Source organism: Pseudomonas sp. Irchel s3f19 (assembly GCF_900187555.1).
GTDB classification, from domain to species: domain Bacteria; phylum Pseudomonadota; class Gammaproteobacteria; order Pseudomonadales; family Pseudomonadaceae; genus Aquipseudomonas; species Aquipseudomonas capeferrum.
This window is the reverse complement of sequence record NZ_FYDW01000004.1, coordinates 195,037-215,570: the sequence shown is the minus strand read 5'-3', so window position 1 is coordinate 215,570 and position 20,534 is coordinate 195,037. Positions and strand designations below refer to the sequence as shown.

Below are 20,534 nucleotides of genomic sequence, written 5' to 3'. Positions count from 1 at the left end.
AAGCGCGGCACGTTGATGACCATCATCAGCCTCAGCCGAACTTCAGGCCTTCGGGCTGGTGCTTCCACCAGGCGCAGAACTCGTCCAGTGCCGTCCACAGGCTGACCTTGGGCTGGTAGTCCAGGTATTGCCGGGCGCGGCTGATGTCCAGGGTGAAATCACGGCTCATCACCTGCATGCCCAGGCGCGACAAGGTCGGCTGCGGGCGCCCCGGCCACAGCATGCAGGCCGCCTCGTTCAACGCGGCCAGGCTGTAGGCCAGGCCATAGGAGCGGTAACGGGTAACCTGCGGCAGTTGCATCTGGCGCATCACGTAATTGACCACATCCCACAGTGGCAATGGCTGCCCATTGCTGATGTTGTAGGCCTGGCCCAGCGCGCGGTCGTCGGCGAACAAGGCACTGAGCAATGCTTCGTTGAGGTTGTGCACGCTGGTGAAATCGACCTTGTTCAGGCCATTGCCGATGATTGCCACACGGCCCTTGCGCTGCATCTGCATCAGCCGCGGGAAGATGCTGGCATCGCCGGCACCGGTGACAAAGCGCGGGCGCAGCGCCAGCACCTCCAGGCCAAACTCCTGGGCACCGAACACCTTCTGCTCGGCCAGGTGCTTGGTCAGTGCGTAGTGATCATGAAAGCGCCGCGGCACCTGGTCTTCACGGATGTCCAGGCGCGAGCGGCCATTGAAGTAGATCGACGGCGACGACAGGTGCACCAGGCGCCGCACATGCTCCTTCAGGCAACCTTCGACCACGTTTTCGGTGACCACCACGTTGCCCTGGTGAAAGTCCTGGAAGCGCCCCCAGTTACCCACTGCACCCGCGCAATGCACCACCGCTTCGACGCCCTGGCACAGGCGCCGGGCCAGTTCGGCATCACCCAGGTCGCCAGGGATGAACTGCGCACCGCGCTTGACCAGGTGCTCGACACCTTCGGCACGTCGGCCGCTGACCCGCACGTCCAGGCCCTGCTCCAGGGCCAGGCGCGCAAAGCGCCCGCCGATGAAGCCGCTCGCGCCAGTGACCAGAATTCGCATGTAAGACTCCGCCTTGCCAGATTTCAGATGCAACTGACGCCAGCCGTGGCTACAACGGCACCAGCCATTGCCGTGCCGTGTGCCGCAGGTGATCGGTCAGTTGCGCGAGCAAGTGCCCGCCATTGCGCCAATGATGCCAGTACAGCGGCACATCGATGGGAGTATCGGCGCATATTTCCACCAATTGCCCGCTGGACAGTTGTTCGCGTGCCTGCAACTCAGGCACCAGCCCCCAGCCAAGCCCCGCTTCGGTCATGCGCAGAAAACCTTCGGACGACGGGCACAGGTGATGCAGGAAACCGCCTTCGATACCCAGCGATGCCAGGTAGCGGTGTTGCAGAAAGTCGTCCGGGCCATACACGATCGCCGGCGTGCGGGCCAGGCGCCTGCCCTCGAAACCCTGCGGGAAGTGCCGCGCCATGAACACCGGGCTGGCCAACGCGCGATAACGCATCGCGCCCAAAGGCAGGCTGCGCGCGCCGGCCACCGGCCGTTCGCTGCCACACAGGCAGGCCGCCACTTCGCCCGCCCGCATGCGTTTAAGGCCCACTTCCTGGTCTTCTACCACCAGGTCGGTGAGCAGGTTGTGCTCAGCGCAAAACGCGCCTACCGCGCCCGCCCACCAGGTGGCCAGGCTGTCGGCGTTCAGGGCAATGCGCAAACGCTCGGGCATGCCCTCCTCGTCCAGCGCCGGCACCTGGCGTTGCAAGTCGCGTTCGAGCAGGCGCACCTGCTGCACATGGTTGAGCAACTGGCGCCCGACCTCGGTCGGGCTAGGTGGCGTGGCACGCACCAGCACCGGCTGGCCGACCCGTGCTTCAAGCAGCTTGATGCGCTGGGAAATCGCCGATTGCGACAGCCCCAGCACCTGCGCCGCGCGCTCGAAGCCGCCTTGCTCGATCACCGCCGCAAGGGCGGCTAGCAGCTTGTAGTCGAACATCGATTTCCCTAATGCCGGATCAGCTTTATTTGTTTTTCTTATACAGCGGCTTTATCCACAATGGCCAGCATCTTCTTTCGTTGAACAACGCCCGTGTCCCGTGGCGTCAGTGGAGTATCCCGCCATGTGGCAAAGTTATTTGAACGGCATGCTGGTGGCCTTCGGCCTGATCATGGCCATTGGCGCGCAGAACGCCTTCGTCCTCGCCCAGAGCCTGCGCCGCGAGCATCACTTGCCAGTGGCCGCCCTGTGCATCGTCTGCGACGCCCTGCTGGTGGCTGCCGGGGTATTCGGCCTGGCCACGGTACTGGCGCACAACCCGACACTGCTGGCCATCGCTCGCTGGGGCGGCGCGCTGTTCCTCTTGTGGTATGGCGCCAAGGCCTTGCGCAGCGCCTGTTCCAAGCAGAGCCTGCAGCATCAGCAAGGCCAGGGCGTGCGTTCGCGCCGCGCGGTGCTGCTCAGTGCCCTGGCGGTGACCTTGCTCAACCCCCATGTGTACCTCGACACGGTGCTGTTGATCGGTTCGCTCGGTGCCCAGCAGACGGTGCCTGGGGCCTACGTGGCGGGGGCGGCCAGTGCGTCGTTGCTGTGGTTCTCGACCCTGGCGATCGGCGCCGCCTGGCTGGCACCGTGGCTGGCACGGCCAGCGACCTGGCGGATGCTCGACCTGATGGTGGCGGTGATGATGTTCGCGGTGGCGGCGCAGTTGATCTTTAGTTGAGTTTTGGGGGGCTTGTCACAGCAGGTTTGTCGCTTGTGAGATCGAGCGCCGCCCGCGCGGCGCATCGCGACGCAAGGCCGCAACATTTGTTTCGGGCCAATTATTCCTGAGGCATTGGCGCGCGGCCCCGTGGTGCCCGTCTCAATCTCGCGTCGGACAAACAAGGCGGTCGCGCGCAAATGCCACAGGCCTCACTGGCCCGAAACAAATGTAGGAGCGAGCTGGCTCGCGATGCGCCGCGCGGGCGGCGCTCGTTCTCACAAGCGATGCGAGGGCTGCGGCGAACACCATTGGTCGGCAGCGCCCAACCGCTCTGGAACCTCTATTCCCTATGTTTGTTGCGTGGTTATGCGCCGGGCCCGGTGCTATGATCCAGCCCTTGCGTCGCAAAGAGTACAAACTCGCCGACGCTTATCGGGCCGCCCGTGATCGGCCTTGCGCAAACCGCAAATAGACCTGAATCAGGAGATCCACCATGGCTTTTGAATTGCCGCCGCTGCCGTACGCCCACGATGCCCTGCAGCCGCACATCTCCAAGGAAACCCTGGAGTATCACCACGACAAGCACCACAACACCTATGTCGTGAACCTGAACAACCTGGTCCCAGGCACCGAATTCGAAGGCAAGACCCTGGAAGAGATCGTCAAGACCTCTTCGGGTGGCATCTTCAACAACGCCGCTCAAGTCTGGAACCACACCTTCTACTGGAACTGCCTGGCCCCGAATGCCGGTGGTCAACCGACCGGTGCCCTGGCTGAAGCCATCAACGCCGCATTCGGTTCCTTCGACAAGTTCAAGGAAGAGTTCACCAAGACTTCGGTTGGCACCTTCGGTTCCGGCTGGGGCTGGCTGGTGAAGAAAGCTGACGGTTCCCTGGCCCTGGCCAGCACCATTGGCGCCGGCAACCCGCTGACCAACGGCGACACCCCGCTGCTGACCTGCGACGTCTGGGAACACGCCTACTACATCGACTACCGTAACGTACGTCCGAAGTACGTCGAGGCGTTCTGGAACCTGGTCAACTGGGCATTCGTTGCCGAACAGTTCGAAGGCAACACCTTCAAGGCCTGATGCTTATTCAGCCTTGAACGAAGAACCCGGCCCTGGTGCCGGGTTTTTTTATGCGCAGGTCATGGCCTCTTGCTCAGCCAGGATTGCGCGCTAACATCAAACCTCTGGAAAGTTGATACAGCGCACTCAAGTTGCAGGGCCAGGCGACCGATATACTGCCAAGGACAACCCCGCTCCTCGCGCTGTGTCCGTGGCACACCGGCCGATAGTGTATTGGTTTCATTGATGGCAAAATGATGCCATGCGCATGGATTAAGGAAACCCCATTGAAGCTGGAATTGCGGAACAGCTTGTCGGTCAAGTTGCTCAGGGTCGTGCTGCTGTCGGCGCTCGCAGTGGGCGTCGTGCTCAGTTGTGCGCAAATCGTCTATGACACCTACAAGACCCGCCAGGCTGTCAACAGCGATGCCCAGCGCATCCTCGACATGTTCCGCGACCCTTCGACCCAGGCGGTGTACAGCCTTGACCGGGAGATGGGCATGCAGGTCATGGAAGGCCTGTTCCAGGACGAATCGGTACGCATGGCATCCATCGGCCACCCCAACGAAACCATGCTGGCAGAAAAGTCCCGCCCGCTGCAGGACATGTCCATGCGCTGGCTGACCGACCTGATTCTCGGCCAGGAACGCACCTACACCACCCAACTGGTCGGCCGCGGCCCCTACAGCGAATACTACGGCGACCTGAGCATCACCCTCGACACCTCGTCCTATGGCGAAGACTTCCTGATCAATGCAGTGATCATCTTCATCTCCGGCGTGCTGCGTGCCCTGGCCATGGGCCTGGTGCTGTACCTGGTCTACCATTGGCTGTTGACCAAGCCGCTGTCGAAGATCATCGAGCACCTGACCCAGATCAACCCCGACCGCCCCAGCCAACACCAGATTCCCCTGCTCAAGGGCCACGAGAAAAACGAACTGGGGCTCTGGGTCAACACCGCCAACCAATTGCTGGCGTCCATCGAGCGCAACACCCACCTGCGCCATGAAGCCGAGAACAGCCTGCAACGCATGGCCCAGTACGACTTCCTCACCGGCCTGCCCAATCGCCAGCAACTGCAGCAGCAACTGGACAAGATCCTCGTCGATGGCGGCCGCCTGCAGCATCGCGTGGCGGTGCTGTGCGTGGGCCTGGACGACTTCAAGGGCATCAACGAGCAGTTCAGCTACCAGGTAGGTGACCAGTTGCTGCTGGCCCTGGCCGACCGCCTGCGGGCCCACAGTGGCCGTCTGGGGGCGCTGGCGCGGCTGGGGGGCGACCAGTTCGCCCTGGTCCAGGCCAATATCGAGCAACCTTATGAAGCGGCCGAGCTGGCCCAGAGCATCCTCGACGACCTGGAAGTGCCGTTCGACCTCGACCACCATCAGATCCGCCTGCGCGCCACCATCGGCATCACCCTGTTCCCTGAAGACGGCGACAGCACCGAGAAGTTGCTGCAGAAAGCCGAACAGACCATGACCCTGGCCAAGGCCCGCTCGCGCAACCGCTACCAGTTCTACATCGCCAGCGTCGACAGCGAGATGCGCCGCCGCCGCGAGCTGGAAAAAGACCTGCGCGAAGCGCTGCCGCGCAATCAGCTGTACCTGGTGTACCAGCCGCAGATCAGCTACCGCGACCACCGCGTGGTCGGCGTCGAGGCCCTGCTGCGCTGGCAGCACCCGGAGCTGGGCATGGTCCCGCCCGACCAGTTCATCCCGCTGGCCGAGCAGAACGGCAACATCATCACCATCGGCGAATGGGTGCTCGACCAGGCGTGCCGGCAGCTGCGCGAATGGCACGACCTGGGCTTCAGCGACCTGCGCATGGCGGTCAACCTGTCGACCGTGCAACTGCACCACAGCGAGCTGCCGCGGGTGGTCAACAACCTGCTGCAAGCCTATCGCCTGCCACCGCGCAGCCTGGAGCTGGAAGTCACCGAGACCGGCCTGATGGAAGACATCAGCACCGCCGCCCAGCACCTGCTCAGCCTGCGCCGCTCCGGGGCGCTGATCGCCATTGACGACTTCGGCACCGGCTACTCCTCGCTCAGCTACCTGAAGTCGTTGCCGCTGGACAAGATCAAGATCGACAAGAGCTTCGTCCAGGACCTGCTCGACGACGATGACGACGCCACCATCGTCCGTGCCATCATCCAGCTGGGCAAGAGCCTGGGCATGCAGGTCATCGCCGAAGGCGTGGAAACCGCCGAGCAGGAGACCTACATCATCGCCCAGGGTTGCCACGAGGGTCAGGGCTACCACTACAGCAAGCCCCTGTCGGCCCGCGAGCTGACCAACTTCCTCAAGCAGGCCCAACGCAACCAGGTCTCGATGTTCTAGCCGCTGGCGCCCCCGGTTACAGGCCGTGACCGGCATTTACATGAATTGCGCGTTCGCCCCTTTACAGCAAATGCAAATCTTTCGCATGATGTTGCGGTTTCGCGTGCCACGCCGCACGGTCCAACCACACGACGCAGGGAAACCAACAATGATTCGAATGCCTCTGGCCTCCGCCAGTCTGCTGGCCATCGCCATCGCTCTCGCCGGTTGCGGCGAAAAAGATGACAAGGCTGCCGCTCCGCAAGCCCAGGCACCTGCTGCCGCCAGCACCCCCGCTGCGGCGCCTGGGGCTGTCGATGAAGTGGCTGGCAAGGCGGTGGTCAAGCACTACGCCGAACTGGTCTACGCCGTGTACAGCGACTCGCTGAGCACCGCCAAGGCCCTGCAGACCGCTGTCGACGCGTTCCTTGCTCAGCCCAACGACGAAACCCTGAAGGCCGCCAAGGAAGCCTGGTTCGCCTCGCGTGTGCCGTACCTGCAGAGCGAGGCCTTCCGCTTCGGCAACACCATCATCGATGACTGGGAAGGCCAAGTTAACGCATGGCCGCTGGACGAAGGCCTGATCGACTACGTCGACAAGAGCTACGAGCACGCCCTGGGCAACCCGGCCGCCAGCGCCAACATCATCGCCAACACGGAGATCCAGGTCGGCGAAGAGAAGGTCGACGTCAAGGACATCACCCCAGAGAAGCTGGCCAGCCTGAACGAGCTGGGCGGCTCCGAAGCCAACGTCGCCACCGGCTACCACGCCATCGAATTCCTGCTCTGGGGCCAGGACCTGAACGGCACCGGCCCGGGCGCCGGCAACCGCCCAGCCTCCGACTACCTGGAAGGCAACGGCGCCACCGGCGGCCACAACGACCGCCGTCGTGCCTACCTGAAAGCGGTCACCGACCTGCTGGTCAAGGACCTCGAAGAGATGGTCGGCAACTGGGCACCGAACGTCGCCGACAACTACCGCGCCAAGCTGGAAGCCGAGTCGGTCAACGACGGCCTGCGCAAGATGCTGTTCGGCATGGGCAGCCTCTCGCTGGGCGAACTGGCGGGCGAGCGCATGAAGGTCTCGCTGGAAGCCAACTCGCCTGAAGACGAGCACGACTGCTTCAGCGACAACACCCACTACTCGCACTTCTACGACGCCAAGGGCATCCGCAACGTCTACCTGGGCGAGTACACCCGCCCGGATGGCAGCAAGGTGACCGGCCCGAGCCTGTCGTCGCTGGTGGCCAAGGTTGACCCGGCCACCGACGCCACCCTGAAGGCCGACCTGGAAGCCACCGAAGCGAAGATCCAGGTGATCGTCGACCACGCCCTGAAGGGCGAGCACTACGACCAACTGATCGCCGCCGACAATGCGGCCGGCAACCAGATCGTGCGTGATGCCATCGCCTCCCTGGTCAAGCAGACCGGTGCGATCGAGCAAGCCGCAGGCAAGCTGGGCATTACCAACCTGAACCCGGACACGGCCGATCACGAATTCTGATCCCTGCTGTAGCGGTTCTGAAGAAGGCGGCCCTCGGGTCGCCTTTTTTGTTTTGTCCTCCCTGACACTGATTTCATCCAGCAATTGCAAATTGCTCTTATTCAAACATCCCCACTTTGCTAAGCTTGCACGCCGGTTTTTCGCTCACGCCCAGGGTTCTAGATGTCCTCGTCGCTGTTCCGACTCTCTCCTCTGCTGCTGGCCTTTGCCCTCGGTGCCTGTGATGACGCCCCGCGTTTCACCCAGGCCGAGCCCGGCGAAGCGCTGTCGGGTGGCAAGGCGACGGTCCAGCGCAGTGATCGCAATGCCTACTCCCTGCCTTCGGCCAACCTCTCGCCCGTGCGGCGCCTGGACTTTGCCGTCGGCAACAGCTTCTTTCGCAACCCGTGGGTGATCGCCCCGTCCACCACCACCGCGCGCGATGGGCTCGGCCCGCTGTTCAACACCAATGCCTGCCAGAACTGCCACGTACGCGATGGCCGTGGCCACCCGCCAGCGCTCGATGACAGCAACGCGGTGTCGATGCTGGTGCGCCTGTCGATCCCCGACCAGCCTTACCTGGCCAAGGTGATCGAACGCCTGGGCGTGGTCCCCGAGCCGGTGTACGGCACCCAGCTGCAGGACATGGCCATTCCCGGGGTGGCGCCGGAGGGCAAGGTGCGGGTGACCTACGCCAACCAGCCCGTCACCTTCAAGGACGGCCATCAGGTCGAGCTGCGCCGCCCAAGCCTGCAGATCACCCAGCTTGGCTACGGCGCGATGCACCCCGACACCCGTTTCTCGGCCCGCGTGGCGCCGCCGATGATCGGCCTTGGCCTGCTCGAAGCCATCCCCGAAGCCGATATCCTGGCCAACGAAGACCCGGACGACCGCAACCGCGACGGTATCCGTGGCCGTGCCAACCGGGTCTGGGACGACGCCCAGGGCAAAACCGTGGTTGGCCGCTTCGGCTGGAAAGCCGGGCAACCCAGCGTCAACCAGCAGAACGTCCATGCGTTTGCCGGCGACATGGGCCTGACCACCACCCTGCATCCCAAGGACGACTGCACCGCGGCGCAAGTCGACTGCCTGGCCGCCCCCAACGGCGATGGCATCGGCGGCGAAAAGGAAGTCAGCGACAACATCCTGCGCCTGGTGACCTTCTACACCCGCAACCTGGCAGTGCCTGCCCGTCGCGACGTGGCTTCGCCGCAGGTGCTGGCAGGCAAGAACCTGTTCTTCCAGGCCGGTTGCCAAGGCTGCCATACCCCGCAATTCACCACCGCCGCAAACGCTGCAGAGCCTGAGCTGGCCGGCCAGGTGATCCGCCCCTACAGTGATCTGCTGTTGCATGACATGGGGCCGGGCCTGGCCGATGAACGCACCGAATTCGCCGCCAATGGCCAGGACTGGCGCACCCCGCCGCTGTGGGGCATAGGCCTGAGCGAAACGGTCAGTGGCCACAGCCAGTTCCTGCACGACGGCCGCGCCCGCAACCTGCTCGAAGCCGTGCTCTGGCACGGTGGGGAAGCGCAAGCGGCGCGCAACTTCGTACTCACCTTCAATGCCGAGCAGCGCGCCGCGTTGCTGGCTTTCCTGAATTCACTTTAAACGCGCAAGGAGCCGGGCATGTTCCGACCTAAACTGTTGTTCACCAGCCTCGCCGCACTCGCCCTCGGCGCCTGCTCGCCGCAGGACCCGCAAGCGGTGACCTCCGCCGCCATCGCCAAGCAGGTGATCCTGCCCACCTACAGCCGCTGGGTCGAAGCCGACCGCCAGCTGGCCGTCAGCGCCTTGGCCTATTGCGAAGGCAAGGCCAGCCTGGACACCGCCCGCGCCGACTTCCTTACGGCGCAAAAGGCCTGGGCCGAGCTGCAACCCTTGCTGGTCGGCCCACTGGCCGAAGGCAACCGTCCTTGGCAGGTGCAGTTCTGGCCCGACAAGAAGAACCTGGTCGGCCGCCAGGTCGAGCAACTGGTCAACGCCGACAAGCCCGTCGATGCCGCTACCCTGGGCAAGGCCAGCGTCGTGGTACGCGGCCTGTCGGCCTACGAGTACATCCTCTTCGACAGCAAGCCGGATGTTGCCACGCCTGAACAGAAGGCCCGCTACTGTCCATTGCTGGTGGCCATCGCCGACCACCAGAAGGCCCTGGCCGAAGAGATCCTCAAGGGCTGGAACAGCACCGACGGCATGCTCTCGCAGATGACCAAGTTCCCCAACCAGCGCTACGCCGACTCCCACGAGGCCATCGCCGATCTGCTGCGCGCACAGGTCACCGCCCTGGATACCCTGAAGAAAAAGCTCGGCGCCCCCATGGGCCGGCAGAGCAAGGGCATCGTCCAGCCGCTGCAGGCCGAAGCCTGGCGCAGCCATTCTTCGCTCAAAAGCCTGGAGGCCAGCCTGAAGGCTGCCCAGGCGGTCTGGGTCGGGGTCGACAACCAGGGCTTGCGCGGCCTGCTGGGCAGCGACCAGAAGGCCTTGGCGGGCAAGATCGACGAGGCTTACGCTACGTCCATCAAACTGCTGGCCGACAACCAGAAGACCCTCGGCGAGCTGCTGGCCGATGACGCCGGCAAGCAGACCCTCAACCAGATCTACGACAGCCTCAACGTCGTCCACCGCCTGCACGAAGGCGAGCTGGCCAAGGCGTTGAATATCCAGCTGGGCTTCAATGCCAACGACGGTGACTGATCATGCTGCGACGCCAGGCCCTCAAACTCGGTAGTGTATTGCTCAGCGCCCTGACCCTGGGCGGCTGGAGCCTGTTGCGCAACAAAGGCGGCGAACCTCTGCTGCTCTCGGCGCGTGACGACGGCGATGGCAAGCATTATGCCGTCGGGTTTCGCCTGGACGGCACCCAGGTGTTCAGCACACAGGTTGCCCAGCGTTGCCACGCCATCATCAACCACCCCGAGCTGCCCATCGCCCTGTTCGTCGCCCGTCGCCCGGGTACCGAAAGCTACCTGGTCGACCTGCGCGACGGGCGTCTGCTGCAAACCGTGACCTCGCAGCCCAACCGCCACTTCTATGGCCACGCGGTCATCCACAAGGATGGCGAGTGGCTGTACACCACCGAGAACGATACCCGCGACCCTGGGCGCGGCGTGCTCGGCGTCTACCGTTTCGAGGGCGAACGCCTGGTGCACAGTGGCGAGCTCTCGACCCACGGTATCGGCCCGCATGAAGTCGCCTGGCTACCAGACGGCGAGACACTGGTGGTGGCCAACGGCGGCATCCGCACCGAGGCCGAAAGCCGCGTGGAAATGAATCTCGACGCCATGCAACCGAGCCTGGTGCTGATGCAGCGCGACGGCACCCTGCTGAGCAAGGAAACCCTCGCCCAGCAGATGAACAGCGTGCGTCACCTGGCTATTGGCGACGACGGCACCATCGCCGCCTGCCAGCAGTTCATGGGCGACGCCGATGAGACGGCCGAGCTGCTGGCCATCAAGCGCCCGGGCGAGCCGTTCAAGGCCTTCCCGGTGCCGGAGCGGCAGTTGCAGGCCATGGCCCAGTACACCGCCAGCGTTGCCATTCACAGCGACTTGCGACTGGTGGCGCTGACGGCGCCGCGGGCCAACCGCTTGTTCGTCTGGGACCTGGACAGTGGCGCGGTGAAGCTGGATGCACCAATGCCCGATTGCGCTGGGGTGGGTGCGGTGAAAGATGGCTTTGTCGTGACCTCCGGGCAGGGGCGTTGCCGCTTTTACGATTGCCGCAAGGCCGAGCTGATCGGGCAACCGATGCAGCTGCCTTCCGGGTTCTGGGACAACCACCTGCACCTGGCCTGAGGTTCACCCGTGTAGGAGCGGCCTTGCCGGGGCGCCGGACCGGTCGGAAAGGGCTGCGCAGCGGCCCCAGCAATTTTTGCCTGTACGCTCAGATCCTGGGGCTGCTGCGCAGCCCTTTCGCGACGCAAGGCCGCTCCTACACAGAGGCGGTGCGAATACATCCCCCATCCTGCCAAAAACAGTCAATACTTGCCCCATCCACACGTGGGCAGGGTCGCCCGTTGTCGTGTCAAAACGAATAACAACCACGTATCCAAGGAACCGGACCTATGCTGCGCCGCCGCATGCTCATCATGTTGGCCGTCGTTCTGCTGATCGTGTTGGCCTTGGGGGGCTACAAGGCCTACTCGATCTACCAGCAGATCCAGGTGTTCACTGCCCCCAAACCGCCCATCACCGTGGCAGCGGCGCTGGCAGAAGAACGCCAGTGGCAAGAGCGCCTGCCCGCCGTCGGCAGCCTCAAGGCATTGCAAGGCGTCGAGCTGAGCCTTGAAGTCGAAGGCATCGTCAAAAGCCTGCACTTCGACTCCGGCCAGAAGGTCAAGGCCGGACAACTGCTGCTGCAACTCAACGACGACCAGGAAACCGCCCTGCTCGGCACCGCCCAGGCCGACCTGGGCCTGGCCAAGGTCGATTTCGGCCGGGGCAGCCAGCTGGTGGTCGACTCGGCCATTTCCCGTGGCGAGTACGATCGCCTCACCGCCCAGTACCGGCGTAATCAGGCAGTGGTCGATCAGCTCAAGGCCTCGAAGACCAAGAAAAGCATCAGTGCCCCCTTCAGCGGCACCATCGGCATCCGCCAGGTCGATGTCGGCGACTACCTGCCAGCCGGCACGGTGATCGCCACCCTGCAAGACCTGTCCAGCCTCTACGTCGACTTCAACGTGCCCGAACAGGCCCTGCCGCACCTGAGCCTGGGCCAGCAGGTACTGCTGCAAGTGGCGGCCTACCCCGGCCAGACCTTCCCCGCCAGCCTCAGCGCCATCAACCCCAAGGTCGAGGAAACCACCCGCAACCTGCTGGCCCGCGCCACCCTGGCCAACCCCGACGGCAAGCTGCTGCCGGGCATGTTTGCCAACTTGCTGATCCTGTTGCCCGACCCGCAGCCACGCGTGGTAGTACCAGAAAGCGCCATCACCTACACCCTGTATGGCAACTCGGTGTATGTCGCCACGCCCAAGCAAGGCGAGGACGGCACCCCAGAGAAAACCGACGATGGCCAACCCCGGCTCAGCGCCGAACAACGCACCGTGCAGACCGGCGAGCGCCGCGACGGCGTGGTGGTGGTCAGCAAGGGCCTGAAGGCTGGCGAGCAGGTGGTCACCGCCGGGCAGCTGAAACTGACCCCGGGCGCGGCGATCCGCATCGGCCAGGACAAGGCGCTCACGCCTGATCACGGCACCTCGCACAACGACTGACAGGAGGCAGGCATGGCGTTCACCGACCCGTTCATCCGCCGCCCGGTCCTGGCCAGCGTCGTCAGCCTGCTGATCTTGCTGCTGGGCTTTCAGGCCTGGAGCAAACTGCAGATCCGCCAGTACCCGCAAATGGAGAACGCCCTGATCACGGTGACCACCGCCTACCCGGGTGCCAACGCCGAAACCATCCAGGGCTATATCACCCAGCCCCTGCAGCAAAGCCTGGCCAGCGCCGAAGGCATCGACTACATGACCTCGGTGAGCCGGCAGAACTTCTCGATCATCTCTATCTATGCGCGCATCGGCGCCGACAGTGACCGTTTGTTCACCGAACTGCTGGCCAAGGCCAACGAGGTGCGCAACAAGCTGCCGCAAGACTCCGAAGACCCGGTGCTGAGCAAGGAGGCCGCCGATGCCTCGGCGCTGATGTACATCAGCTTCTACAGCAAGGAAATGAGCAACCCGCAGATCACCGACTACCTGTCACGGGTGATCCAGCCCAAGCTTGCCACCCTGCCGGGCATGGCCGAGGCCGAGATTCTCGGCAACCAGGTGTTCGCCATGCGCATCTGGATCGACCCGGTGAAGCTGGCCGGCTTCGGCCTCTCTGCAACCGACGTGACCAGCGCCGTGCGCCGCTACAACTTCCTCTCCGCTGCCGGCGAAGTGAAGGGCGAGTACGTGGTCACCAGCATCAATGCCAGCACCGAGCTTAAGTCTGCCGAGGCGTTCGCCGCCCTGCCGGTCAAGACCAGTGGCGACAGCCGGGTGTTGCTGGGTGATGTGGCACGGGTCGAGATGGGCGCAGAAAACTACGACACGGTCAGCTCGTTCGACGGCATCCCCTCGGTGTACATCGGCATCAAGGCCACACCGGCCGCCAACCCGCTGGAAGTGATCAAGGAAGTCCGGCGCATCATGCCGGAGCTTGAGAGCCAGCTGCCCTCGGCGCTGAAGGTGTCGATTGCCTACGATGCCACGCTGTTCATCCAGGCCTCCATCGACGAAGTGATCAAGACCCTCGGCGAGGCGGTGCTGATTGTCATCGTCGTGGTGTTCCTGTTCCTCGGTGCCCTGCGCTCGGTGCTGATCCCGGTGGTGACCATCCCGTTGTCGATGATCGGCGTGCTGTTCTTCATGCAGATGATGGGCTACTCGCTCAACCTGTTGACCCTGTTGGCGATGGTGCTGGCGATCGGCCTGGTGGTGGACGACGCCATCGTCGTGGTGGAAAACATCCACCGGCACATGGAAGAAGGCAAATCGCCGTTCGATGCGGCGCTCGAAGGTGCCCGGGAAATCGCCATGCCGGTGGTCTCGATGACCATCACCCTGGCGGCGGTGTATGCCCCTATCGGCTTTTTGACCGGGCTTACAGGAGCGCTGTTCAAGGAATTCGCGCTGACCCTGGCCGGTGCAGTGATCATCTCCGGCATCGTCGCGTTGACCCTTTCACCCATGATGTGCGCGCTGCTGCTGCGCCCGGAACAGAACGCCACAGGCCTTGCCCACCGCCTCGACCGGCTGTTCGAGCGCCTCAAGGTGCGCTACCAGCGCCTGCTGCACGCCACCCTGAACAGCCGGCCGGTGGTGCTGGTGTTCGCGGTGATCATCCTGTGCCTGATCCCGGTACTGCTCAAGTTCACCCAGAACGAGCTGGCGCCCAACGAGGACCAAGGGGTGATCTTCATGATCAGCAGCTCGCCGCAACCGGCCAACCTCGACTACCTCAATGCCTACACCGACCAGTTCACGCCGCTGTTCAAAGCCTTCCCCGAGTACTACTCGTCGTTTCAGATCAACGGCTTCAACGGTGTGCAGAGCGGCATCGGCGGCTTCCTGCTCAAGCCGTGGAACGAGCGCGAACGTACGCAGATGGAGCTGCTGCCGCTGGTGCAGGCCAAGCTTGAGGAAATCGGCGGCCTGCAGATCTTCGGCTTCAACCTGCCGTCGCTGCCCGGCACCGGTGAGGGCCTGCCGTTCCAGTTCGTGATCAACACCGCCGGGGACTATCCGGCACTGCTGGAAGTGGCCCAGCGCATCAAGGCGCGCGCCCAAGCGTCAGGCAAGTTCGCCTTCCTCGACATCGACTTGGCCTTCGACAAACCTGAGGTGGTGGTCGATATCGACCGCGCCAAAGCGGCGCAGATGGGGGTTTCGATGGACACCCTGGGCGGCACGCTGGCGACCTTGCTGGGCGAGGCGGAAATCAACCGTTTCACCCTGGAGGGCCGCAGCTACAAGGTGATTGCCCAGGTCGAGCGGCCGTACCGCGACAACCCCGGCTGGCTGAACAACTACTACGTGAAGAATGACCAGGGCCAGTTGCTGCCCCTGTCGACCCTGATTACCCTCAGCGACCGCGCCCGCCCGCGCCAGCTCAACCAGTTTCAGCAGTTGAACTCGGCGATCATCCAGGGCGTGCCCATGGTCAGCCTGGGCGAGGCCCTGCAGACCGTGCAGGCCATCGCCCGCGAAGAGGCCCCGGAAGGTTTTGCCTTCGATTATGCCGGGGTGGCACGCCAATACGTCCAGGAAGGCAGCGCCCTGTGGGTGACCTTCGGCCTGGCGCTGGCGATCATCTTCCTGGTGCTGGCCGCGCAATTCGAGAGCTTCCGTGACCCCTTGGTGATTCTGGTGACGGTGCCGTTGTCGATCTGCGGTGCGCTGCTGCCGCTGTTCCTAGGTATCTCCAGCATGAACATCTACACCCAGGTGGGGTTGGTGACCCTGATCGGGCTGATCAGCAAGCACGGTATTCTGATCGTCGAGTTCGCCAACCAGTTGCGCGAAGAAAAAGGCTTGAGCGTGCGCGAGGCGATCGAGGAAGCGGCAGCCATTCGCCTGCGGCCGGTGCTGATGACCACCGCGGCAATGGTGTTCGGCATGGTGCCGTTGATCCTGGCAACCGGTGCGGGGGCGGTGAGCCGGTTCGATATTGGGACGGTGATTGCGACCGGGATGTCGATCGGGACGCTGTTTACCTTGTTTGTGCTGCCTTGCATCTACACCTTGCTGGCACACAAGACGCAAGCCAAGGAAACATCGATCGCCTGAAGCGGCCCCACAAAAAAGCCAGAGGCCCCGCGATACGGGGCCTCTGGCTTTTTACACTCAACCAGGGTTCAGCCGAACGGCCGCAACCCCTGACGCAAGCCGAACAGGAACAGCAACAGGTCCTGATCTGGCTTGGCCTGCGCTTGCTGCTTTGCCACCCGCGGCAATGCGCACTGGTCCGCCATCTCGGCCTTGCTGAACACCATCGGCTTCGGCTCTTCCCAGGCGGCCACCGCCACGGTGGTCACGGCCAACCCGGCGACCAGGAACAAAGCTCGAGCGATTTCTAGTTTCATTGCTCTAACCCTTTGACAACGCTGCCAAACGCCATCTGGTAAAAGTAGAGCAATGTTTTCCATTCCGCATCATTCAACGACGAGTGGCGGCGCAGCTGACGCAGGTCGTTACCGGCCGCACGCTGGCAGCTGATACGCCGCCGGCACTTCTCCAGGTCCAGCAGGGCGACTTCGACCCGCGCCTGTTCGCCCTCGCCGATGACCTTGATGAAGACATGCTTGCCATACAGGCAGCCGTGTTGCCAATGCCCCAGGTGCATGCGCGCCAGGTTATCGGCCAGGTCCTTGAGCATGCGCTCATGCACCACCTGCGGATAACGCTCGCGGGCACCCTCGGCATGCCAGGTGTCGAGTTCGATAAAGCCATCCAGCGCTTCGCTGACCAGCAGCGCCCGCCATTGATGATCGGCATCGCGCTCGGCACCACAAAAGACGATGCGCGGTACACGCACACCCAATTGCTCGAAGCTGTTGAGCGCATCGAGTTCACGCAATACGGTCGGCCGGCCAAAAGGGTGCAGCAAGCTGCGGTAGATGTGCCCGACCTGGCGCTTGGCATACAGCAGTTTGCCGCTGGCGTCGTTGAGGCGCTGCACGCCACTCTCGCCACCCCGCCGCTGGTTGGGTTCCTCGACCCACTCACCCTGCTGGCGCCAGTAAAAATCGAACCGCGATTCCCCGTTCCGGGCTACAGCCATCAAACACTACCCCTTGCGCAATACATAGACTCGCCACATGGCATAGAACGGCAGGAAGTCCAAGCGTTCCTGAATTCTGAAGCCGGCTGCCTTGAATTCTTCTTCGACCGTATCCGCTGGTAACACGAAACGGTTCTGGTAATTGTCCTGCTCAGTCTTGGCGCTACGGCGCTGCTCGAGCTTTTTCCGGCGCCAAGCCTTGAAGTTGCCATCAACCCACAGCGACAGGATCACACTATCACGGCTAACCCGTTGAAATTCCGAAAGAATCGTCTTTCTGTGGGCGGCTTCGCCAATGTGGTGGAACAACCGCATGCAAAAAATGCTGTCGACCGAATTGTCCGGCAGGTCGATGGCGAACGCTGACGTCTGCAAGGGCCGTACCCGTGCGACTACCTCTGGCGGTTGCGCGGCACAGGCTGTCTCGATCATCGCCTCGGAGTTGTCGGCACCGATGATCACCCGGTTGGGTTTTTCCGCCAGCAGCGGCCAGAAGCGCCCCGCACCGCAGGGCAGGTCCAGCACCAGGCCCGGCTCACCGGCCAAGGCCAGGGCGCGACGCGCCAACTGCTCGTCACGTTTGTGGGAAAGGCGACGTGCCAGGCCATCCTGATGCTTGAGAAAATATTCGCGCGCGTGTTCTTGGTCGTATTTTTCGGAAAATTCAAGCTTGATGGGGCTACGCATTGGGCATCTCCTGACTCCAGTACGCCCACTTTAGGAAAGCAAGCGTTGGAATCAGGTTATGCCAATGTGAAAAAAGTGTTAGTCCTTTCGGGAGGTATTACCAAACATTACCCAATGAGCGACGAAGGGTCACCCACCTCCACACTTTTGCTGAGGTCCACCTGGAAGCGGCAGCCGTGCGGCAAGGTCGATGTCAGGGTGACCCGCCAGCCCTGGTCGTCACAGATGCGCTGCACCAGTGACAGGCCCAAGCCCAGCCCTTCGCCCCGCCGTTCGGCGCCGCGCACGAAGGGTTTGAACATCGCCTCGCGCTGCTCTTCCGGAATGCCTACACCACTGTCTTCCACGCTGAACCCATTGGCTTCAAGGCTCAGGCGAATGTAACCGCTGTCGGTGTAGTGCGCGGCGTTACGCAGCAGGTTGCCCATCACCGACTGCAGGAAGGTGGCGTTGTACAGCACCGGGCTGGCGCTGACTCGACCATCGAAATAGAGGGTGAGCCCTTTCTGCTCGATGGTATCGCGCCACACGCCGGTGAGTTCGTCGGCCACCTCGCGCAGGGTTGCCTTCGAGGCCACGGCGCCCTCGTCGCGCTGGGCACGGGCCAGCATCAGGAAGGTCTTGACCAGTTCGCGCATCTCCTCGGTAGCCCGGGCGACCCGCTCGACCTGGCTGCGCGCACGCGGGTCCAGTGTCTGGTTTTCCATCAGCAGTTCGCACGACGTGGCCAGCACCATCAACGGCGTGCGCAGTTCGTGGCTGACGTCGCTGGTGAACAGCCGCTCGCGGGTCAAGGCATCGCGCAGACGGCCCAGCGTGTCGTCGAAGGCAACGGCCAACTGGCCGACTTCGTCTGCCGCATAATCGGGCGCCAAGGGCGGCGCCAGGCCGAGCAGCTGGTCACGATGGCGTACCTGACGCGCCAGGCGGATCACCGGCGCCATCACCCTGCGCGCCACCAGCCAGCCAAGGATGACGGCCAGCACCAGGCTGAGCAGAAAGCCCACGACCACCACAGCAAACAGCACGCGCTCGCGCTCTTCGAAATCGCTCTGATCCTGCAATAACACATAACGGCGACCGTCGACGATCTCGACCATCGCGTGGTACGACAGCTGATCGCGAAACACCTCATGGAAGCCGCTGTCGAGATGACGCAAGTCTTTGGGCAACTCGAAATCATCACGCCCGCCGCTGAAATAGAACAGCTGGTCAGGGCGCGGTCGATGGCTCCAGTCGCTCACACTGTCCATGCGCAACAGGCGCTGCAGGTCGCCCCCCAGCACCGTGGAAATCAGCCGCTCTTCAACCAGGTGCACGGTGGCGACGATGCCGAAGGCGAAGGCCCCGGCGACCAGCGCGCTCATCAACGCAAAGGCGATGATGATGCGCTGGGCAAGGCTTTGCTTAAACTCCATCGCGGCCCTCGGCGAGGCGATAGCCGACGCCATGGACGGTATGCAGCAGCGGTTTTTCGAACGGTTTGTCGATCACCTGGCGCAACTGGTGCACATGGCTGCGCAGGCTGTCGCTGTCTGGGCAGTCGTCGCCCCACAGGGCTTCTTCCAGTACCTCGCGACGCAGCACGTGCGGGCTTTTCTGCATCAGCACGGCAAGCAGCTTGAGGCCGACCGGGTTGAGCTTGAGCAGGCGCCCCTGACGCGTGACTTCGAGGGTGTCGAGGTCGTAGCTGAGGTCGGCGACCTGCAAGGTGCGGCGGCCTCCGCCCTGGGCGCGGCGCAGCACCGCTTCGATGCGGGCGGCCAGCTCCGACAGGGCAAAGGGCTTGAGCAGGTAATCGTCGGCCCCGGAGCGGAAGCCTTGCAGGCGGTCGTCCAGTTGATCGCGGGCGGTGAGCATGATCACCGGGGTGTCACGCCGGGCGTCTTCGCGCAGGCGCTTGCACAGGGTGTAGCCATCGATGCCGGGCAGCATGATGTCGAGCACGATCAGGTCGTAATGCTCGGTGGCCGCCAGGTGCAAACCTGACAGGCCGTCCTGGGCGCAGTCGACGGTGTAGCCTTTCATGCCCAGGTAATCAGCCAGGTTGGCAAGGATATCGCGGTTGTCTTCAACCAATAGAATGCGCATCGGGGTCTCCTGTGCGGCGCTTCGCTGTGGTGCGCGGCAGGCGCAGCTTAAGGCCAATGCCTGCACTGTGCCACCCCCAGGCGAAATTCGCCGCCGTTGACAGTTTTTTCACTGATCCTTCACGGACACAGGATAGCGGCCACTCGATAATGCCCGATCTTTTTTGCGCCTTGGAGTCGTCATGCACGAACGTAGCCGCCCTCGCCCGATCAACCTCTGGGTGTACCTGGGCATCCCGCTGGTGACGGCAGTGGCCTTGGTCCTGCTTGAGCTGACCTCGGTCGACATGGACGTGGCCAACCTGTTCTTCGACCCGGCCGCCGGGCAATTCATCGGGCGCCACAGCTACTGGCTGGAGAACGTGCTGCATGACGGGGTCAAGCAGGCGGTGATCCTGCTGGGCTTGCTGGCGTTGCTGACATTTGCCCTGAGTTTCTTCTGGAAACGCTTGTTTGGCTGGCGCCGAGAACTGGGCTGCCTGGTGCTGGCGTTGAGTTTGTCCACAGCGTTCGTCACACCGCTTAAAAAGGTCACCCAGGTACAGTGCCCGTGGAGCCTGAGCCAGTTCGGCGGCAAGGAAACCTACAGCAAGCTGCTGGAGGCGCGGCCCGCTACCGACAAGCCAGGGCTGTGCTGGCCAGGCGGGCATGCCGCGACCGGTTTTTGCCTGTTTGCGCTGTTCTTCGCCCTGCGCGACCGTCGCCCGCGCCTGGCCCGGGTGGCATTGGTGGTAGCAGTGGTGGCCGGTTCAGTGTTGTCGGTTGGGCGGATGATGCAGGGCGCCCACTTTCTGTCGCACAACGTGTGGACCGCGGTGTTCTGCTGGTTGATCGGGTTGGGCTCGTACTACCTGGTTCTGTATCGGCGGGGCATGGTCGAGGCGCCTGCCGCTGAGCGCCGCGTTGCCTGAGTGAGGGGCCGCAGAAGAACGAAAAAGCCCC

The 20,534-nt window shown here is 63.4% G+C and carries 17 protein-coding genes; 10 read left to right on the top strand and 7 right to left on the bottom strand.

Annotated elements, in window-relative coordinates; all coding sequences use genetic code 11:
* Nucleotides 1-31: 31 nt before the first annotated feature.
* A complete protein-coding gene (locus CKW22_RS12885; protein ID WP_033702793.1) occupies nt 32-1,036 on the bottom strand; it encodes an NAD(P)-dependent oxidoreductase in 1,005 nt (334 codons plus the stop codon).
* 49 nt (nt 1,037-1,085) lie between these two features.
* On the bottom strand, nt 1,086-1,976 hold the full coding sequence (locus tag CKW22_RS12880) for a LysR family transcriptional regulator ArgP (RefSeq protein WP_033702794.1): 891 nt from the start codon (nt 1,974-1,976) through the stop codon (nt 1,086-1,088).
* 124 nt (nt 1,977-2,100) lie between these two features.
* Here CKW22_RS12880 and CKW22_RS12875 point away from each other — a divergent pair, with 124 nt between their 5' ends.
* From CKW22_RS12875 to CKW22_RS12830, 9 genes are all read left to right on the top strand, one after another.
* Entirely contained in the window at nt 2,101-2,700 is a 600-nt protein-coding gene (locus CKW22_RS12875; protein ID WP_047582705.1) for a LysE/ArgO family amino acid transporter, read from the top strand.
* Nucleotides 2,701-3,175: 475 nt separating this feature from the next.
* Nucleotides 3,176-3,772 (top strand): superoxide dismutase, encoded by a 597-nt coding sequence (locus tag CKW22_RS12865; RefSeq protein WP_095064204.1) that lies wholly within the window; start codon nt 3,176-3,178, stop codon nt 3,770-3,772.
* A 266-nt stretch (nt 3,773-4,038) separates the two neighbouring features.
* Nucleotides 4,039-6,090, top strand: a complete 2,052-nt coding sequence (locus CKW22_RS12860; RefSeq protein WP_033702797.1) for a bifunctional diguanylate cyclase/phosphodiesterase — start codon at nt 4,039-4,041, stop codon at nt 6,088-6,090.
* Nucleotides 6,091-6,238: 148 nt separating this feature from the next.
* On the top strand, nt 6,239-7,573 hold the full coding sequence (locus CKW22_RS12855; RefSeq protein WP_033702798.1) for an imelysin family protein: 1,335 nt from the start codon (nt 6,239-6,241) through the stop codon (nt 7,571-7,573).
* A gap of 162 nt (nt 7,574-7,735) precedes the next feature.
* The gene (locus tag CKW22_RS12850; RefSeq protein ID WP_095064202.1) at nt 7,736-9,163 is read left to right on the top strand and encodes a di-heme oxidoredictase family protein; all 1,428 of its coding nucleotides are present in this window, start codon (nt 7,736-7,738) and stop codon (nt 9,161-9,163) included.
* 18 nt (nt 9,164-9,181) lie between these two features.
* The gene (locus tag CKW22_RS12845; RefSeq protein ID WP_095064201.1) at nt 9,182-10,246 is read left to right on the top strand and encodes an imelysin family protein; all 1,065 of its coding nucleotides are present in this window, start codon (nt 9,182-9,184) and stop codon (nt 10,244-10,246) included.
* 2 nt (nt 10,247-10,248) lie between these two features.
* On the top strand, nt 10,249-11,346 hold the full coding sequence (locus CKW22_RS12840) for a DUF1513 domain-containing protein (protein ID WP_033702801.1): 1,098 nt from the start codon (nt 10,249-10,251) through the stop codon (nt 11,344-11,346).
* A 269-nt stretch (nt 11,347-11,615) separates the two neighbouring features.
* The gene (locus CKW22_RS12835; protein WP_095064200.1) at nt 11,616-12,764 is read left to right on the top strand and encodes an efflux RND transporter periplasmic adaptor subunit; all 1,149 of its coding nucleotides are present in this window, start codon (nt 11,616-11,618) and stop codon (nt 12,762-12,764) included.
* Nucleotides 12,765-12,776: 12 nt separating this feature from the next.
* Entirely contained in the window at nt 12,777-15,821 is a 3,045-nt protein-coding gene (locus CKW22_RS12830; RefSeq protein WP_047582693.1) for a multidrug efflux RND transporter permease subunit, read from the top strand.
* Between the two features lie 68 nt (nt 15,822-15,889).
* On the opposite strand, the gene CKW22_RS12825 is transcribed toward CKW22_RS12830, so the two are convergent.
* The 5 genes from CKW22_RS12825 to colR form a co-directional block, all read right to left on the bottom strand.
* The gene (locus CKW22_RS12825; RefSeq protein ID WP_033702804.1) at nt 15,890-16,117 is read right to left on the bottom strand and encodes a hypothetical protein; all 228 of its coding nucleotides are present in this window, start codon (nt 16,115-16,117) and stop codon (nt 15,890-15,892) included.
* Complete coding sequence (locus CKW22_RS12820) at nt 16,114-16,815, bottom strand: lipopolysaccharide kinase InaA family protein (RefSeq protein ID WP_033702805.1); 702 nt, start codon at nt 16,813-16,815, stop codon at nt 16,114-16,116. The genes CKW22_RS12825 and CKW22_RS12820 overlap by 4 nt, the downstream gene beginning before the upstream one ends.
* A gap of 6 nt (nt 16,816-16,821) precedes the next feature.
* Entirely contained in the window at nt 16,822-17,502 is a 681-nt protein-coding gene (locus CKW22_RS12815; RefSeq protein ID WP_033702806.1) for a class I SAM-dependent methyltransferase, read from the bottom strand.
* Nucleotides 17,503-17,609: 107 nt separating this feature from the next.
* Complete coding sequence (locus tag CKW22_RS12810) at nt 17,610-18,920, bottom strand: HAMP domain-containing sensor histidine kinase (protein ID WP_033702807.1); 1,311 nt, start codon at nt 18,918-18,920, stop codon at nt 17,610-17,612.
* Complete coding sequence (gene colR / locus CKW22_RS12805; protein ID WP_003255215.1) at nt 18,910-19,593, bottom strand: two-component system response regulator ColR; 684 nt, start codon at nt 19,591-19,593, stop codon at nt 18,910-18,912. Before colR ends, CKW22_RS12810 begins: the two co-directional genes overlap by 11 nt.
* Before the next feature lie 181 nt (nt 19,594-19,774).
* Between colR and CKW22_RS12800 the strand changes: the two genes are divergently transcribed.
* Nucleotides 19,775-20,503 carry a phosphatase PAP2 family protein gene (locus tag CKW22_RS12800; protein WP_033702808.1) on the top strand — a complete coding sequence of 243 codons (729 nt, stop codon included), beginning with the start codon at nt 19,775-19,777 and terminating at the stop codon, nt 20,501-20,503.
* The last annotated feature ends 31 nt before the right edge of the window (nt 20,504-20,534 follow it).

Excerpts from the sequence above, each read along its gene's own strand:
- CKW22_RS12840 (WP_033702801.1), top strand. The coding sequence starts at position 10,249 with ATGCTGCGACGCCAGGCCCTCAAACTCGGTAGTGTATTGCTCAGCGCC.
- CKW22_RS12880 (WP_033702794.1), bottom strand. The coding sequence starts at position 1,976 with ATGTTCGACTACAAGCTGCTAGCCGCCCTTGCGGCGGTGATCGAGCAA.
- CKW22_RS12820 (WP_033702805.1), bottom strand. The coding sequence starts at position 16,815 with ATGGCTGTAGCCCGGAACGGGGAATCGCGGTTCGATTTTTACTGGCGC.
- CKW22_RS12830 (WP_047582693.1), top strand. The coding sequence starts at position 12,777 with ATGGCGTTCACCGACCCGTTCATCCGCCGCCCGGTCCTGGCCAGCGTC.
- CKW22_RS12855 (WP_033702798.1), top strand. The coding sequence starts at position 6,239 with ATGATTCGAATGCCTCTGGCCTCCGCCAGTCTGCTGGCCATCGCCATC.
- CKW22_RS12845 (WP_095064201.1), top strand. The coding sequence starts at position 9,182 with ATGTTCCGACCTAAACTGTTGTTCACCAGCCTCGCCGCACTCGCCCTC.
- CKW22_RS12815 (WP_033702806.1), bottom strand. The coding sequence starts at position 17,502 with ATGCGTAGCCCCATCAAGCTTGAATTTTCCGAAAAATACGACCAAGAA.
- CKW22_RS12800 (WP_033702808.1), top strand. The coding sequence starts at position 19,775 with ATGCACGAACGTAGCCGCCCTCGCCCGATCAACCTCTGGGTGTACCTG.
- CKW22_RS12825 (WP_033702804.1), bottom strand. The coding sequence starts at position 16,117 with ATGAAACTAGAAATCGCTCGAGCTTTGTTCCTGGTCGCCGGGTTGGCC.
- CKW22_RS12810 (WP_033702807.1), bottom strand. The coding sequence starts at position 18,920 with ATGGAGTTTAAGCAAAGCCTTGCCCAGCGCATCATCATCGCCTTTGCG.
- CKW22_RS12885 (WP_033702793.1), bottom strand. The coding sequence starts at position 1,036 with ATGCGAATTCTGGTCACTGGCGCGAGCGGCTTCATCGGCGGGCGCTTT.
- CKW22_RS12850 (WP_095064202.1), top strand. The coding sequence starts at position 7,736 with ATGTCCTCGTCGCTGTTCCGACTCTCTCCTCTGCTGCTGGCCTTTGCC.
- colR (WP_003255215.1), bottom strand. The coding sequence starts at position 19,593 with ATGCGCATTCTATTGGTTGAAGACAACCGCGATATCCTTGCCAACCTG.
- CKW22_RS12835 (WP_095064200.1), top strand. The coding sequence starts at position 11,616 with ATGCTGCGCCGCCGCATGCTCATCATGTTGGCCGTCGTTCTGCTGATC.
- CKW22_RS12865 (WP_095064204.1), top strand. The coding sequence starts at position 3,176 with ATGGCTTTTGAATTGCCGCCGCTGCCGTACGCCCACGATGCCCTGCAG.
- CKW22_RS12875 (WP_047582705.1), top strand. The coding sequence starts at position 2,101 with ATGTGGCAAAGTTATTTGAACGGCATGCTGGTGGCCTTCGGCCTGATC.